12 protein-coding genes, 5 pseudogenes and 1 other annotated feature are annotated in these 16,147 nt (G+C 59.9%); of the genes and pseudogenes, 8 read left to right on the forward strand and 9 right to left on the reverse strand.

The window, feature by feature from the left end:
• Window positions 1-119, reverse strand: a pseudogene (locus tag ACFO3E_RS14845) (lipoyl synthase); the annotation flags it as partial.
• A gap of 324 nt (window positions 120-443) precedes the next feature.
• On the opposite strand from ACFO3E_RS14845, the gene ACFO3E_RS14850 reads away from it, so the two are divergent.
• The 3 genes from ACFO3E_RS14850 (at window position 444) to ACFO3E_RS14860 (ending at window position 4,492) form a co-directional block, all read left to right on the forward strand.
• Window positions 444-590: a hypothetical protein gene (locus ACFO3E_RS14850; protein WP_380805663.1), complete on the forward strand. Its 147-nt coding sequence runs from the start codon at window positions 444-446 to the stop codon at window positions 588-590.
• Window positions 591-2,223: 1,633 nt separating this feature from the next.
• Complete coding sequence (locus tag ACFO3E_RS14855; RefSeq protein WP_380805666.1) at window positions 2,224-3,939, forward strand: N-acyl-D-amino-acid deacylase family protein; 1,716 nt, start codon at window positions 2,224-2,226, stop codon at window positions 3,937-3,939.
• Between the two features lie 19 nt (window positions 3,940-3,958).
• The gene (locus ACFO3E_RS14860) at window positions 3,959-4,492 is read left to right on the forward strand and encodes a hypothetical protein (RefSeq protein ID WP_380805668.1); all 534 of its coding nucleotides are present in this window, start codon (window positions 3,959-3,961) and stop codon (window positions 4,490-4,492) included.
• 182 nt (window positions 4,493-4,674) lie between these two features.
• On the opposite strand, the gene ACFO3E_RS14865 is transcribed toward ACFO3E_RS14860, so the two are convergent.
• The 3 genes from ACFO3E_RS14865 to ACFO3E_RS14875 all read right to left on the reverse strand — a co-directional run bounded on the left by ACFO3E_RS14865 (window position 4,675) and on the right by ACFO3E_RS14875 (window position 7,125).
• On the reverse strand, window positions 4,675-5,472 hold the full coding sequence (locus ACFO3E_RS14865) for a crotonase/enoyl-CoA hydratase family protein (protein ID WP_380805670.1): 798 nt from the start codon (window positions 5,470-5,472) through the stop codon (window positions 4,675-4,677).
• Window position 5,473: 1 nt separating this feature from the next.
• A complete protein-coding gene (locus ACFO3E_RS14870; RefSeq protein WP_380805673.1) occupies window positions 5,474-5,893 on the reverse strand; it encodes an aldehyde dehydrogenase family protein in 420 nt (139 codons plus the stop codon).
• A 68-nt stretch (window positions 5,894-5,961) separates the two neighbouring features.
• Window positions 5,962-7,125, reverse strand: coding sequence for a CaiB/BaiF CoA transferase family protein (locus tag ACFO3E_RS14875; RefSeq protein WP_380805675.1), 1,164 nt, complete (start codon window positions 7,123-7,125; stop codon window positions 5,962-5,964).
• Between the two features lie 91 nt (window positions 7,126-7,216).
• Between ACFO3E_RS14875 and ACFO3E_RS14880 the strand changes: the two genes are divergently transcribed.
• Window positions 7,217-8,113: a LysR family transcriptional regulator gene (locus ACFO3E_RS14880; protein ID WP_380805678.1), complete on the forward strand. Its 897-nt coding sequence runs from the start codon at window positions 7,217-7,219 to the stop codon at window positions 8,111-8,113.
• A 115-nt stretch (window positions 8,114-8,228) separates the two neighbouring features.
• On the opposite strand, the pseudogene ACFO3E_RS14885 reads toward ACFO3E_RS14880, so the two are convergent.
• A pseudogene (locus ACFO3E_RS14885) lies at window positions 8,229-8,447 on the reverse strand (transposase domain-containing protein); the annotation flags it as partial.
• A 196-nt stretch (window positions 8,448-8,643) separates the two neighbouring features.
• Window positions 8,644-9,027, reverse strand: a pseudogene (locus ACFO3E_RS14890) (HEPN domain-containing protein); the annotation flags it as partial.
• A 166-nt stretch (window positions 9,028-9,193) separates the two neighbouring features.
• Between ACFO3E_RS14890 and ACFO3E_RS14895 the strand changes: the two are divergent.
• Window positions 9,194-10,119 (forward strand): annotated as a pseudogene (locus ACFO3E_RS14895) (IS3 family transposase); the annotation flags it as partial.
• Window positions 9,475-9,591: a sequence feature (AL1L pseudoknot), on the forward strand. It overlaps the preceding pseudogene by 117 nt.
• 7 nt (window positions 10,120-10,126) lie before the next feature.
• On the opposite strand, the gene ACFO3E_RS14900 reads toward ACFO3E_RS14895, so the two are convergent.
• Window positions 10,127-11,530 (reverse strand): IS30 family transposase, encoded by a 1,404-nt coding sequence (locus ACFO3E_RS14900; protein ID WP_380805681.1) that lies wholly within the window; start codon window positions 11,528-11,530, stop codon window positions 10,127-10,129.
• Window positions 11,531-11,579: 49 nt separating this feature from the next.
• Here ACFO3E_RS14900 and ACFO3E_RS14905 point away from each other — a divergent pair.
• Window positions 11,580-11,789, forward strand: a pseudogene (locus ACFO3E_RS14905) (IS3 family transposase); the annotation flags it as partial.
• 313 nt (window positions 11,790-12,102) lie between these two features.
• Here the strand turns inward: ACFO3E_RS14905 and ACFO3E_RS14910 are convergent.
• On the reverse strand, window positions 12,103-13,134 hold the full coding sequence (locus ACFO3E_RS14910; protein ID WP_380805682.1) for an IS110 family RNA-guided transposase: 1,032 nt from the start codon (window positions 13,132-13,134) through the stop codon (window positions 12,103-12,105).
• A gap of 810 nt (window positions 13,135-13,944) precedes the next feature.
• A complete protein-coding gene (locus ACFO3E_RS14915; protein ID WP_380805685.1) occupies window positions 13,945-14,604 on the reverse strand; it encodes a TetR/AcrR family transcriptional regulator in 660 nt (219 codons plus the stop codon).
• A 111-nt stretch (window positions 14,605-14,715) separates the two neighbouring features.
• Between ACFO3E_RS14915 and ACFO3E_RS14920 the strand changes: the two genes are divergently transcribed.
• Both ACFO3E_RS14920 and ACFO3E_RS14925 read left to right on the forward strand, forming a co-directional pair.
• A complete protein-coding gene (locus tag ACFO3E_RS14920; protein WP_380805687.1) occupies window positions 14,716-14,886 on the forward strand; it encodes a hypothetical protein in 171 nt (56 codons plus the stop codon).
• 9 nt (window positions 14,887-14,895) lie between these two features.
• Window positions 14,896-16,128, forward strand: coding sequence for an FAD-binding oxidoreductase (locus ACFO3E_RS14925; protein WP_380805690.1), 1,233 nt, complete (start codon window positions 14,896-14,898; stop codon window positions 16,126-16,128).
• Window positions 16,129-16,147 lie beyond the last annotated feature (19 nt).

A 16,147-nucleotide genomic window follows, 5' to 3' on the forward strand; every position in this document is an offset into this window, starting at 1 on the left:
GTCGGCGCCTTGACGCGGATCCAGTCCGGCTTGCGGACACGTTGCGGCTGGGGCGGGACGGGAATAGCGGCACTATCGGTCATGCGCCCCAAATAGCGACCCGAGCACAGACTTGCCAGTCTGCGGTCCTGAATCGAACCCTTTGCCGTATATCCATCCGGCAGGCGATTTATGTAGCGTCGAACGCAGTTCCCGCTGGACGGCCGCGCGGCATCGTGAGGCGAATCTTGGGATCTCGGATGAAGTGGCCTTTGCCAGCAAGATGCTCCCGTTTGGGGTCAGGCCGCATGCGGTGAGCGCAATGCCTCATTCGAAAAAATCGAGCGTAAACAGCACAGTAGATTTTGACTCTAATTGTTGATGGTAAGCTACCTGGGATAGTTCAGAATTTTCACCGAAAGTTTGCCCATGTCGAACGCTCGCTCGCCTCGTAAAGAGAAGGCATGCTCAGATCCGAATATATGCGCCGGACGAGTTCGCAGTGCTGGGCGACCGATGCGGCAAGCAGGAACGGCAAGTTCTATCTCTATTTCTCGATCGGACCAGAAGACATCGGAGTGGTCGAAAGCGGACGGCCAGAAGGGCCATAGACAGACCCGCTCGGCCGGCCCCTGATTGCGAAGGGTCAGGTTCCAACCGCCTCTCGCGACCCTGGTATTCTCCAAGAGGCGGATGGGACCAGCTACATGGTTTTTGGCACGTTCGATTTTTATGTGGTGCGTCTGAACGATGACATGGCGTCAAAGTCCCCCGGCTGGTGGAGATCGCCGACAAGGAAGGCCCGTTCGTGCCAGGTAAAACGGATGACAAGCCCTTCCTGCATCGCTTCGGTAACTTATATTACCTGTCCTGGGGCACATACTATGCCGTTGGCAGCTCGCCTTATGGACCGTTCAAATGCCAGGGCGCGCTACTCCGTCCGGAAAACGTCGACGAGACGTTCCGAAACGACAGTGCCATGCGAGATCCTCACGCGCCTCCGCCTCAGTATCGTCCAAAAAAATGGCTTAATTTCGATCGGCATGGCTCGTTTTTCGAATGGAAGAGCAAATGGTATTTCGCGTGCAATGATCAATCGCAACCGGGCACCTCACCTCTCTTCCGTCGGAGCGTACTATGCGAGGTCGAATATCTGCCCGATGGCCGGATAGCTCCGCTCCACCTTACCCGTGAGGGCCCGTGTCTATCCCGACGCAGCTGAGGGAGGACATTCCGGCTAAGGAGCCCGTCTCCCTAGCGACTGCACAGAGCCGACTGCATGTGTGCCGCCATACTTCCGCCCCGAAAGTCGATGGCGCCTTCGGTGCAAATTCAGCAGCCGCCAAAGTTGATCGGCTGACATCTCGGCCCGATTGCACCACTCAATGAATCCTTCTCGGAATAGCACGCCAGCGCATGAAACCCGATGCCGGTCGTGTCCCGTGCGCTAAGCGAACCGGATCGATCTTGATGATCGCCTGCGTAGTGTCGCTGAGCCACCGTATCTGATGCACGGCAGCGAGCATTAGCAGTGTACAGGACAAGCTGGCAGCATGTCGGCGCGAAAGCGAGCTGGACCGGCCCGATACTCGCGCTCCGCGCTGATGAAGCCGCCAGCAAAGGGCAAGCCGAGGATCCGCAACCAATATCGAGGTTCGAATAGCAGCACAATTGCTCGTAAGCCGCCATTGAACAACGCTTGGAACGGCAGCTTCTAAAAACGAGCGCTCAACCGGATCGTCCGAAAACTCCCATGATCCGGGTTTGGCTTGCATGAGATTGCGACCATTTTTCCGGTTACTCGGCAGTCTATTTTCGTTCCCCCGTTGCAGATCGTCCGGTATGCGGCAGCTGTCACCAGAACCGCCCCGCGTCGGCAGCTGTACGTCCGTTCACGCTGGGATCATTTATTCGGGTGCAATCCCGCAGCCGCATAGTCGCGCAGAGACCGGACCAAATTGTCAACAACTATGCCTGCGGAAATGCATGTGCGTGGTCACACGTCCGTGCGCCTAAACTGCCGCCGCGGCAGCCAAGACGCGCGTCTTTGCATTGGATGGCCATTGTGCACTTGCCGCCTTTGGGCCTCAGATCCCCCTCATCAAACAACGTTTTGGTATCGCTGATGAGCAGTTCGATATTAGTCCTGAGCGCTCGAAGCAGTTAGTTTGTTGTGATGGAGGTCCACATCTCAAGTGGAGCCTCCCAGGCAGAGGATGTTTTCGATATGGTGGAGCGATCAAAATGCATGATATCGTGATCCGTGGCGGGATGATCGTCGATGGCAGCGGCGCTCCAGCTTTTGTAGGCGATGTGGCGATCGACGGAGAAAGGATCAGCCGGGTCGGCCTTGTCCCAGAGCGCGGGCGGGAGGATATCGACGCTACGGGTAAGATCGTGTCCCCTGGCTTCATCGATCTACACACCCATTATGATGCGCAGGTGATGTGGGACCCAATTCTGGCGCCGACATCCTGGAATGGTGTGACCACCATCGTCATGGGCAATTGCGGTGTCGGCTTCGCGCCCGCCCGCCCGGATTCGCGCAATTTCCTCATGGAGGTGATGGAAGCAGTCGAGGAAATCCCGCAACCTGTGCTTCGCGATGGCCTTGCATGGGACTGGGAGAGTTTCCCCGAATATCTCGATGCAATTGAGCGTCGGCAGCACACAATCGACATCGGAACTCAGGTCGGCAATGTTGCCCTGCGCCGGTACGTTCTTGGCGACCGGTCTGGAAGTCCGGAACCTGCTTCAAGCCAAGAAATTGAAACGATGAACAGCCTGCTTGAAGAAGCGCTGCGGGCGGGCGCGCTCGGCTTTTCATTCTCGCGAACCGACGTACATCGCATGACGGACGGCTCCGTTATACCGGGAGCGGATGTCCCCACCGCCGATGCGTTTGGCATGTCCGGGTCCCTGGCTGCCGTGGGCGGACGTGTGATCCAGTTCCTGGGCAACGCCCATGCTCATCTCGACGAGGATATGGAGGACATTGTCGAGCTCGCCCGGCGCAGCAGGAGCGCGATACATTTCCCAATGACCGACATGCGCTGGCGTGAGCGCATCGACATGATCGAGCGCGCCGCCGCAGAAGGGCTGGACCTCTATGGCCAGGTACCGCCGCGCGGGCAGGGGGCCGTGGCACATTGGGACAGCGCGAGTCGCCCATTCGAGAACTGCCCGAGCTTCCAGGCCATCGCGCACCTTCCGTTGGCCGAACGGCTGACCAAGCTCCGCGACCCTGAGGTCCGCTCGCGGATCATCGCCGAATTCGATCCCGCCACCGATTCGCTGGCTCGACGCACGCCCCTCAGCCGAATTTTCCCAGCGGGCGATTATCCGAACTATGAGCCCGATCCCGAAATCGACAGCATCGCCGCCATTGCCAGTGCGACAGGATCAAGTCCGGCCGCGTTGATGTATGACGAAATGATGCGCGATGACGGCACCGGCATGCTGATCGCAACCATCTTCAACTATGCAGCGGGAGATTTCAGCGATATTCGTGAAATTCTGCTGCAGCGGGGGACAATCCCCAGCATGTCCGACGCGGGCGCGCATTCCACTCGGGTTGTCGATGCTGCTCAGCCCACCTTCATGCTCCAGCACTGGGTTCGCGACCGGACGCGCGGCGAGAAGCTGCCGCTTGAAACTGTGATCAAGGGCTACACTCGCGATGCGGCAGTCTCCTATGGCATGCTGGACCGCGGCCTCGTAGCGGAAGGCTATCTGGCGGACCTCAACATCATAGACTTGACGAGCGTACGCCTGCCAAAACCGTATCGGGCGTATGACCTGCCTGCAGGCGGGCTGCGTCTGCTCCAGAAACCAGAAGGGTATATCGCCACGATCAAGCGCGGCGTCGTCACCTTCCGCAATGGCGAGCATTGTGGTCGGTTCCCAGGTCAGTTGGTGCGTGGCGCCCAACCGGCACTGATTGCCACCGCAGCCGCCTGAAGCGATAAGGAACACCATTATGCCTTCACTTGAGATCCACGCTGAAATGGGGCGGCGCATGTATGAGCCGCAGATGACGCCGCGCTGGCCAATCCTCGAGCAGCCGAGCGCTTACACCGTCGAGGGTACGGCTCGCGAACCGTGGACGGTGTCTTTCTACGGTCCGCTCAATGGTGAATCAAGCATGACCACCAATGGTGTGCGCACGAAGCATACGGCCGAATATGAGATGTATTGGAAGTATATCCCGGACTTCCGCATCACCGAGTATAAGGTCTGGCCCACCCCGGAAGGCTGGATTGCCCGCATCATCTACGAGGGTACAACCAAGGACGGCATCCCGGTGCTGGCACATCAGGTCGACATCGTTACGGTCGACGAGACAGCCAAGGTCGTGCGGCTGGAATGGCATTGCGACGCTGGGGAATGGATCCGCGAAGTCTGGACACGGTCAAGCGGCCTCACCGAAGCCCAGGTTCGCGAAGTTCTGGCGCAGCCCAAGGGGTTCGACCGCCTTTGCGAGATTGCTTTGGGGAATGAGGTCCTGGCTTAGCGAACCCTCATAACGCCGACGCAACGACTGTCAGGCCCGTTGTGACGGCCGCCCCCTCTCAACCGCAATGCTGATCGGCGGCATCCGCCGCGGCTAGTCGTCGACGAGACTGGAGTGCCCGTGCGCTCCTCCAGCGCGTGGGCGCCGCGCGCCGGGGTCAGGCGGTCCGACCCGGCGAGTGATCATCGTCCGGTGAAAGCAGGTGTCCTCTTTTCAAGCAGGGCGGTAACGCCTTCGATATGGTCCGCGGTATGATGCGCCAGCGCCTGCGCTGCGGCGCTCATTTCCATGAGTGTGTCGTAGCTAGCGGTCTGTCCCTGTTTCAGCAATGTTTTCGTGAGTCGCAAGGCTTGAGGCGGGTTGGCTGCGACCTTCTCAGCCAGTTTCAGTGCTTCATCCAACAGTTCGGCATCAGGGACGACGCGGCTGACCAGCCCCCAGTCGGCGGCGGTTGTCGCATCAATTACGTCGCCAGAGAACAGTAATTCCGCCGCGCGGCTCATGCCGATCGTCCGAGGCAGCAACCATGCGCCGCCGTCTCCAGGAAGCAGGCCGAGCTTCAGAAAGGTCGCGCCGAAACGTGCGCTTTCCGCTGCGATGCGGATGTCGGTCATGCAGGCTATGTCGCACCCAAGTCCGATCGCAGCACCGTTCACGGCCGCGATAGACGGCACTTCCAGCCCATAGATCGCACGCACCACCCTGTGGATATTGTTGCGATAGGATTCTCTCAGTTCGACGCCGGTGCCCGAAAATATTCCTTGCTGTGCCTGCATCGCCTTTAGATCGCCTCCGGCCGAGAAGGCGCGACCTGCCCCAGTGAGTATGACGCAACGTATATCCCGATCCGCGTTGATCGCCGCGCAGGCGGCGGCGATCTCGTCTGCGTCGCCGATTGCGCCAAGCGCGTTCCGCGATTCCGGCCGGTTGAGGGTCAGGACGGCCACATGGCCGTGCCTTTCGATGGTGACGAAGGTCATGCTATTCTCCTGGACAGGAGGCCCAGCCTCCTGGCTTCATCCGACGAAACTGTGGACGGTCTTGATGGTGGTGCAGAAATCCGACGTGTAGCGCGCCCTGGTCGCGCGGTCCGTAAGGCGCTGCCTTCCTTCCCCCGAACGGGACATGATAATCGACGCCGGCGGAGGGTACATTGACCATAATCAGGCGCGGACCGACTTGGTCCAGTATGTCGGCCCGTAGCTGCGGGGTCGGATCACGCCAGCCAGACAAAGCGAAGCGCGCTGCGTTCACCGCTGCGTCCACATCCTCTGTCGTCGCGCGCGCATGAAAGGCAATCAGATCTCCTGTATCGGATGGGCTGCGGTTCTCTACCGGCTCACTCGCGGCGATCCACTCACCTCCGATCAGATTGCAATCCATCTTGCACAAAAGGGCCATAGCGTGTGTTTCCGTGGCACAGACTGTCAGTGGCCGTTGATGGAGTTTACTGGCCTGGTTTTTCTCCGCTAATCGAGTGCGCCGATTTCCTCGGACGAAAGCCCGACCTCGGACAGCACTGCACGGGTATCAGCGCCCAAGGCGGGCGGCAGACGCGTCGGTGGGCGCTCTCCGTCGAACAGCACGGGCACGCCTGTCATCCGCACATGCTTGCCATTGGCCTGTGCGAAGGTGGGGAAAAACCCGACAGCCGTCAGGTGCGGGTCCTCCAGCAGGTCTTCGATACTCTTCACCGGTGCATTCGGCACCTCGATGGCGTCAAGCAAGGCCATCCATTCCCCGGTCGTGCGGTTCTGGAGAATGTCTCTGAGTAGCGCATAGAGCGCGTCGATATTATGCGTGCGGGCGGCGATACCCTGGAAACGAGTGTCGTCCGCCAGGTCTTGGCGGCCAACAGCAAGGAACAACGAACGCCAGTGCTGGTCGGTGTAGGGCATGACGCAGATATGCCCGTCGCGGGTGGCATAGGGACGGCGCGCGTCCGACATGATCCGCGGGTAGGCCGCCGGCCCCTTTGCCGGCTCGAAATGGCGGCCATAGAGATGTTCGACAGCCGTATAGGAAACCAGCGCCTCGAACATCGGGATCTCGACATAAGCTCCCTGTCCCACCTGCTCTCGTTTCACCAGCGCGCTCAGGATCGCGATCGCACCAACCATTCCCGCAGTCTTGTCAGCCGCGCAAATTGGAAGATAGGCCGGCACACCGGTGCGCTGGCCGGTCAGATCCGCAAGGCCGCACAGGCCCTGTATGATGTCATCATAGGCCGGGCGCCCTCCATAGGGACCGGCTTCCCCGAACCCATGCATACAGGCATAGACAAGACGGGGATTGACCTTCAGCAGAACGTCAGGGCCAAGCCCCAACGCGGACATCTTGCGCGGCCGATTATTGTGCAACAGCACGTCAGCGGTTTCCACCAGCTTGATAAGCGCAGAACGACCAGCTTCTGTCTTCAGATCGAGCACCGCGCTCCGCTTGTTGCGGTTTACACCCAGGAAAAGCGAAGCCATACCCTGCTCTTCAAAGGGCCCGATCTTCCGGGTGGTATCGCCACCTGGCGGCTCAATCTTGATGACGTCAGCCCCCATGTCCGCCAGCCACTGCGCGGCATAGGGCGCCATTAGGACTGATCCCAGGTCGAGTACCTTTATGCCGGCAAGGGGCAACATTCATCCGTCCTCCTGATGCCTTCTTGTCGTAGCTTTCCGATACATCTTACACTAATATCGAAAGCGCCTTTGCCGATACAGGAACAGTATCTTGAAGCTCAGCCAGCTCCGCCAGTTCGTCACGTTATGCGAAGTCCGCAGCTTCCATCGCGCCGCAGATCGGCTTAACATTTCCCAACCACCGCTCTCGCTCTCGATCAGGAAACTGGAGCAGGAACTCGGCACCCCGTTGTTTGAGCGGCACCCGCGTGGGATTGTGCCGACCGCCGCCGCGCTGGAGGCACTGACTCATGCGCGTGATGCCTTGGCCGCGCTCGATCGTTTTGCCGAGGTGGCGCGCGCCGTGGCGGCCGGGGCGCGGGGCAAGCTTCGGGTCGGTTTCGTCGGCTCTGTGACCTACCGCCTCATCCCTGCCATCCTTCCCCGCTTTCGCGGCCAGCATCCGCGCATCGAACTCAGCCTGCGGGAGTCGACCAGCGGAGAGATCGTGCGCGCACTCGAACAGGGCGCGCTCGATATCGGGCTTGTGCGCACACCCCTGCTGGAGGAGGCCGATGTCGATCTGGAACCGCTCTGCACGGAGCGGTTCATCGTGTTAGTTCCACTGGACCATCAACTGTCCCGTCAGCGCCATGTCGAATTGGCTGAACTGAAGGATGAGCCGCAGATCGTCTTTGACCGCGAGCGTGTGCCAACCCTGTTCATGCAGACGATGACGGCTTGCCAGGCCGCCGGCTTCCTGCCGCGCATGGTCGAGGAAGTCGCTAACATTCATACTATGATCGCGTTGGTGGAAAGCGGCCTTGGTCTGGCGCTAGCGCCCGAGGTAGTTCGCCACGCGGCGGCTGGGAGGGTGCACTGGCTGGAATTGACGGCAGACGACCGCCCCGTGTCGCTCAACCTTGCCTTGGCCACCCGCCGCAATGAACAGCGAAAGGCGATTACCATCTTTGCAGACTATGCTCGCGACGCCGCGTCCGCAATTTAACGGGTGTATCGCTTTTTGAATATTCGGCATTGGTTGTAGAATGTCGGTCACTAAAATGGCGCTTATGCAGCAGCTGCTTGCGTAAGAATACGCCGAGGACCGCGGCGAAGTTGGATCAGGCGGCGAGAGTGACCTGAGCGGTCCGCCAATTCCACGGGAGCAACTCGTCGAGACGGCTGACAGGATGATCGGCGATGCGTGCCAGGACGTCGGCGAGCCATGCCTGCGGGTCGACATCGTTAAGGCGACAGGTCTGGATCAGCGAAAAAGCGACCGTCGCTCGCTGGCCGCCTCGTTCGGAGCCGCAGAATATGCTCGGCGAACGTCCCACGCTTCAGGCCGCGCACGATCTGGCTGCCACTTAAATATACATCGGTGATCATCTTCGTTCCTCCGCGCACATGATGTGCGTGAGGAGGAAACTATGCCGCCCGGATAGTCGCTAAGGCGGCGGTGCCGACGTGAAAGGGGGAGCCCATCGGCATAGTAAGCTGCTCGGCATAATCACTCTTATGCCGCGCGCGGCATAAGGGGGTGTAGAAGGTCTTTACCAACAGAACGCCGTGATATAGGCTTTCAACCCCCTGATGCAGCTCAAAAGCCGTTTCTTTAAGGTGGCCTTTCTCTATGCCAAACTTGACAAAATCATAGCGCCGCATTGCGGCTGGAAACCACTCGTGAAAATGATCATTCCCCATAGCCAGCGCTTGCGCTGGCGTTTTCGGCCTCGGCTTGTGCAATTCGCTGGCGTCGGCTTGGTAGAGCGCGATCCCCTCACCGGCAACGTCCATGAAGAAATAACGCCCATGGGCGAGCCCATCGTTCACCTCCTGCAAGGTGTGGACGATGAAGTTCACCGGGGTCTTGAGCGTCTGGGTGATGGCCAGTTCGCGCATCAACCGCTCGTCGGTCTTCTCTCCACGCCTCAAGCTCGTCGCATCGAAGTCGTGCCGTAATCCGATCGCTGCATCCATAGCCATGCCGTCCAAGAGGCCGGCATAGATTCATACTTTACCGGTTTGGGAAATGAAGCGCCCTGGCTTTTCAGGAGGCTCCAACTTGTGAGAAGGAGCATCCGTGATGAGCAAGACGACGAACAAATTTTCTCCTGAAGTCCGCAAGCGCGCGGTCCGTATGATCGCGGAGCAGCGAGCTGAATATGGCTCGGAATGGGAAGTGATGAAGTCGATCGCGGCGAAGATCGGCTGCTCGCTGGAGACGCTGCGCCGCTGGTGCCGGGAGGAGGCGAGCCGACGAGCGGGACCAGCGGCGCCGGCTGCCGATGACCGCGAGCGGCTGAGGTTACTTGAGCGCGAAGTGAAGGAACTGCGCCGGGCCAACTAGATTTTGCGCAAGGCATCGGCATATTTTGCGATGGCGGAGCTCGACCGCCCCGGGAAATGATGATGGCGTTCATCGACGCCCATCGTGAGGATTTGGGGATCGAGCCGACCTGCCGCGAGCTGGCGATCGCCCCTTCCTCTTATCGTGAACATGCCGCACGCCGTGCCGATCCCGGAAGGCGTCCGGCCCGTGCCCGGCGCGATGAGGAGTTTAGGGAGCAGATCAGGCGGGTCCATAGGCCAGCTTCGGCCTCTATGGCGCACGCAAGGTCTGGCACCAGATGCGGCGTGACGGCATCATGGTGGCGAAATGCACGGTGGAACGATTGATGCGCGCCATGGGGCTGACGGGCGTCCGGCGTGGGAAGAAGACGATCACCACCATCAGCAACCCGAAGGCGCCGTGTCCGCTGGACAAGGTCAATCGGGAGTTTTCGTCAGTCGGCCCAACGCTCTGTGGGTCGTCGAGTTCACCTATGTGCACACCTGGGCCGGCTTCGTTTACGTCGCCTTCGTGATTGACGCTTTTGCCCGGCGGATTGTCGGGTGGAAGGTCAGCAAGCCACTGCGGCCTTCGTTCTGGATGCCCTGGAGCAGGCGATCCATGCCCGCAGGCCTGGCCCCGATGACGGGCTGATCCACCATAGCGACAGGGGAGTTCAAGGCGGATTCAACCGGTCGTCGCAACACCGGCTTCATACCGCGTTACCAAGAACTGGTCGAGGACTTCTGCGGGGGTCTTCCAGCCAAGCGTCTTTCGTGGGCGCGTGTTCAGTGCGTGAGCCACGGCATGAAGTTCGCTTATCGAATGTCGGCTGAGATCGGTGCCTTTGGGGAAGTACTGCCGAAGCAGGCCATTGGTATTCTCATTCGATCCGCGTTGCCACGGGCTTTGCGGGTTGCAGAAGTATATCTCCAGACCGCTATCCACTTTCAGCTTTGCATGCTGAGCCATCTCAGCGCCTTGGTCCCAAGTCAGCGATTGCCGGAGCTTCTCCGGTAGTTCGCACATAGACTGGACGATGGCTTTCCGGACAGCTTCGGCCCCATGGCCCGCCAGCGGGGGGCCGTTCTTGATGCCTTGTCCGCGTTGATATCCTTCTTCGCGAGGCAAATGCAGCAGCATGGTGAATCTGGAACTTCGTTCAACCAAGGTGCCGATCGCCGAACTGTGCAGCCCAAGGATGAGATCTCCTTCCCAATGCCCAGGAACAGCTCGGTCCTCGATTTCTGCGGGACGTTCGCTGATCATGATTGCCTCACCTATGAAGGATTTTCCGCGTCCTCTCGTGCGTTCACGCGGCGTTCGTAGCGCCCGGCCGGAGCGCAAACATGCCGTCAATTCCTGGCGCAAGGCGCCTCGCCCCTGGATGTAGAGGGATTGATAGATGGCCTCATGACTGATGCGCATGGTGGGATCCTCAGGGTAATCAATCCGTAGCCGATGAGCGATCTGCTCAGGACTCCAGGCCACTGACCAACGTCGATTTTGCCGAAGAACTGCGCGGCGCTTCTTCCATATTATCTCCGGCCCCGCGAAGCCGGCACCCTTAATGTCCGTGATCTGCCCGGAAAGCCGCTCCTCCACGTACATGCGCAATGCCGGATTACCGGCGAGCTTCCCAAGGCGTGGGCGTCGGCCAGCCCGGTGAGCATGCCACTGCGCGGCGATGGGGCGATATTCCAGATTGCCACTACGAGTGGCGGCATTGCGTCGCACTTCTCGTGAGATGGTGCTGGCCGAACGCCCAAGCTTGCGAGCAATTGCGCGTATCCCGGACCCTCGCGCAAGCTCGAGCGCAATATCCTCTCGCTCCTGAAAGCTCAGGAACCGACCACTAAGCGCTGGCGCCGACGGTGCCAAATGTGTTGGCGGCATACCTCCCGAACTCCGAAACCAGCGTGGGCCCAATGGTGTCGAAATGCCGGCATCTGCTGCGGCATCCTCACTGGTACGCCCTCGAGCGATCGACAGCCAGAACAGGCAATGGTGCTCCCGCTGCCAGGCAGGTGGGCGGCCAGGCGAGCGTAGCTTCTCTCGGGTACAGCGTTCTGATGCTCGACGACCGGCCATGTTCACAACCTCCAATTGCTTGGTGTTGCGACGACCGGTTGAATCCGCCCAATACCTTGCCATGAACTACACCCAGCGCCTGGCCGAGGCTAAGCTCGTACCATCGGTCGGCAGCGTCGGCGACAGTTACGACAATGCCTTGGCGGAGACGATCAACGGCCTTTACAAGGCCGAAGTCATCTGGCGGCAGCGGTCATCGCCAAGCGTCTCGGCCGTGGAAATGGCAACGCTGCGCTGGGTCGATTGGTTGTTTAATCGCACTTCGGGAGTCAAGTCTGTTCGACAACACTGGGTGACCAGCGGCATCGTGGCATTACTCTGGCAGAGGCTGTGGAATGTCCGCAGCGACCAAATATCGCACAAGGGAGGCTACGTGCCGGGAGCGGGGTTGTTTCCGCGGTCTGCAAAAGCCGCCGCATGATGGTCTTCGCAGGAATGGCCTTCCTATGTACAACACGCAATATCCGAGGAACTGCATCCAATCTTAACGGAATGGCCAGACCCACGTCCGCGGCAGGGACGCCCCGCGCGTCGGTCCTGTACGCGCTGGAGTAATAGACTTGGAGGTCGGGTTACGTAGGAACGCCTGCCAACTTGTTGAATGGCTCTCCCGTCTTCAGCATGCTGTGCATGATCACGGCCAGTTTGCGCGCCACCGCGACAGCGGCCCGCTTGATGCCAAGGCGCTCTCGGAGCTTCACCCCCCAGTCCTTGAGGCTGCTGTCATACCGGGAACTGGTCCGTGTGAGCATAACCATCGCTGCCTCATAAAGAAGGCTGCGCAGGTGACTATCTCCCCGTCGGGAGATATGCCCATCGTAATCTATTTCTCCGGACTGATAGCGCCGCGTAGTCAACCCAAGCCAGGCACCGACGGAACGCGAACGCTTGAAGTTGTCCGGATCCTCAATCGCAGCCGAGAACGACAGCGACGTGATGGCGCCAATGCCAGGGATCGTCATTAATAATTGCGTCGCTTTGCTATTCCGCGCCGCGGCCAGCAATTGGCGGTCAAGATTGATCGTGTGCTTGCGAAGGTCGCGCCAGGCTTCGAGTAGAGGCAGTATGATCCTTGCCAGCCCGTCATTGCCGGCGAGCATCTCTCGGACGTGCCCCTCAAACACCCGCCCTTTGCCCTTGGGCACGATAAGGCCGAATGTCTTCATGACTCCGCGGATTTGGTTGCTGAGCTGGATCGACATACCGGCAACCTGCTTGCGAACGCCGATCAGAGTGCGGGCCAACATGGCATCGAAGCTCTTCACGCGAACGGCCTTGTAAAAGCCCGCTTCGGCCAATTGCGCCAAGCCGTCGGCATCATTGGCGTCGGTCTTGTTCAGCGTCTCGTTCAATATCTTCTGCGCGTGGCGCGCTTCGATGCAGATCGCTGGTACTCCCTCGGCCGAGAGCGCATGGTAGAACCACGTCGAGAGCGGGCCAGTCTCGAAAACCACGCGCTTCACCTGCGGCGCCTGCGTCCGGATAATGTCTGCCAACAACGCCGGATCTGACGCGCATTTGCCTCGCCAAATTCGTGAACCGCCCTGCCGGATCGAGATCGCGGTGTCTTTCAGTGAGACGTCCAATCCGATATACTGCTCCATGGTTGCTCTCCATCCGATGCTTGGGCCCGGTGCTGATCGTGAGCCCGTTTTCCATCTTATCGGGGAGCAACCACCTTGCCATCACTGCAAAAGACGGAGAAGAGTCGCGCCGCGATTACCCCATGTACAACAATCATCGCCTCTTCGGCCCTATCGGGAACATCCCCCCGCTGAAGCCGAAGACAACTACTATGCAGCCCTCGAGAACCTCGATATGGCTGCATAGCCCAATGAAAACTGCCTCCTGAAAAGCCGGGGCGCTTCAAAACCTCGAAGTGAGTCAGCATCACAGGAGTTTGGTTTTAGCTGTGCACACGACAAGCTGGCAGCTGTCGGTGCGAAAGCGAGCCGGACCGGCCCGATATTCGCGCTCCGCGCTGATGAAGCCGCCAGCAAGGGGCAAGCTGAAGCTCCGCAAGCAAAATCGAGGGCAAACAGGTTCATGGTTCAGAGATGCTCGGCGGTGGCAAAATTCTGCGGATCTTCCTTCACAGTCCTTTAAGCGCCTGCTTGGCATCAAAAACCGCTTCGGGCCCCGGCCCACTCACTCGATAGACATGCTTGCTAAATTGCGCGATGATGGCGGGGGCGGTAAGTCCGTCCATACCCTCTCTGAGCAGTTGCTTATATCCTCGGGATCATCCGCCTTGGCAAACATGCGGGCCCGATGCTCCCTGATCGCCGCCTCCAGCTTCAGGCGGTCCTTCGCGCCGACGTCCTGTCGCCCCTGAGCAAGCGTAAACCCAAAGGCCCGCTGACTACTTCGATCCGTAAAAACCACCTATCTTCACCAGCAGACAGTTCGACATCTCAAGCTCGATTGTGCAGCCCTTGGAGAAGGCTGAAAAATGCCTGGGACACTTCTGCTTGCACGCGGTGAGGTTCGGGCGAATTCGCGATGGACAGCGCGGCCTCGTTCAACGCGCCTTGGAGCAAATTTGCGAGGGGCCAGGAGGGCTGCTGCGCGATCAGGCCGTCCTCCATCAGCAGCGATACGGTGGTTTCTATGTCGGTTGTCACATGTCTTGCAAAGAGTTCGCGCCAATGGCTCCAGCCAAACACTACTGGCCCGTCGATTAGAACGATCCGCTGGAACTCTGGACTGGAGGCGACCAGGCGGAGATAATTGTCGAACGCACCTGTGATCAGCTCCCAGCGAGTCGGCCGTGCGCGGCGAGCTTCCGCCTCTGCCGATCGCCGCAGATCGTTGAGAACTTCAAGAAACACAGCCTCGAACAGCGTCTTTTTGTCGCGGAAATGATGGTAAAGCGCGCCGCTTGTCACATGAGCGCTGGTGACAAGCGCGACTGTACCTGTCTTGTAAAAGCCGAATTGGGCGAACATCTGTCGCGCCTTCGACAACAGCGCAGCCCGCGTTTCTTCGGCGCGCGCTTGCTGCGCTTCCTGCGTCCCGCCGCGCCTCACCGAATCAGTGCTGCTGTCGCCGACCTCACTTCCTACTATTGGCATCGTCGCTCCTCCCGCGAGCCTGTTGCCCTCACTTCCATCCGCATTGCTATACTCATCAAACCGACATATAAACTATATATCGCGTAAGGCGAAGCTGGGGAGGTTCGCAGCATGGCAATGACCGATTTCGAAGATGAAGGGCTCCGTGCCTCGCTCGAGGCAGCTATCGGTGCGGAAAATGTCCGTTGTGGCCGAGACATCGGCGAGCGCTACCGGCTGGATCTAACCCGACGCTATGCAGGCACCCCTGCTTTTTTAGTGAAGCCGGGGACGACGGAGTAGGTTTCGCAGGTGGTGAAGGCCGCTGCCGCCGCTGGTCTGCCCTTAACTGTGATCGGCGGCCAGAGCGGCACGGTAGGGGGCGCAGTGCCCAGCGACGGCGGGATTGCGCTGTCTCTCGAACGCATGAGCCGCATCCTCGAGGTCGATCGGCTTTCCATGACGATGACGGTGGAGGCTGGCTGCATCCTGCAAGCGGCGCAGGAAACCGCGGAGGCGCAAAAGACGTTGCTGCCCATTGATTTTGGTGCCCGGGGAACGGCCATGATAGGCGGCGTCATTGGCAGCAATGCCGGCGGCAACCGCGTGCTGCGTTGGGGCATGATGCGCGACATGGTTTTGGGATTGGAGGTAGTTCTGGCTGACGGTACCATACTGTCGTCCATGACCAAGATGCTCAAGGACAATGCAGGCTATGCCTGGAAACATTTGGTGATCGGCAGCGAAGGCACGCTCGGCGTCGTAACCCGTGCAGTACTACGTCTGCGGCCGCTCCCAACATCGCGCCAGACCGCGATGATCGCCGTACCGAGCTTCGGGGCTGCGATCACCGCGATGCGACAGTTCGAAGTGACGCTCTCGGGGCGCCTGTCGTCCTTCGAGATCATGTGGAACGATTTCTATGATCGGATGAGCGGTGGCCTGGTTCACCGACAGCCCCGACCCCTTCCGACCGGCCTTGGCTATTATGCGGTGGTCGAGGCGATGGGCGGAGATGAGGAGTGTGACGCAGCGCAGTTTGAGCGCGTGCTCGGAACGTTAATCGAAAACAACACTGTGACGGACGCCGTAATCGCGCAGTCCGAGCAGCAGCGTCAGCAGATCTGGGCGGTGCGCGAAGACATGAACCCCGGTTTGGCTGACATGCGCCCGCTGATCGCTTATGACTTGGCTATGGCGATCGTGGATATGCCGGTCTTTGTCGATCGGGCTCGTGCGGCGATGGCAGCGGCCTGTCCGGGCGCCACCATGCTATTCTACGGCCATGCGGGCGATGGCAACCTGCATGTGATCGTGAGCCGGGGTGAACTCAGTGACGAGACGAGGCTCATCTTCGACACCGCCATCTATGAAGCAGTGCGGACGGTCGGTGGGTCGATCGCGGCGGAACATGGAGTGGGCATTTCGCGCCGCGCCTTTCTTGGTCATACCCGGTCCGCCGGTGAAGTGGCCCTCATGCGGGCGCTGAAGGCGGCGATGGATCCAGCCGCCACGCTCAACCCAGGGAAGATTTTCGCGCTTTGAGGCGCGAAGAGGAGAGACG

It is taken from the genome of Sphingobium tyrosinilyticum (genome assembly GCF_042654265.1).
GTDB lineage: Bacteria > Pseudomonadota > Alphaproteobacteria > Sphingomonadales > Sphingomonadaceae > Sphingobium > Sphingobium tyrosinilyticum.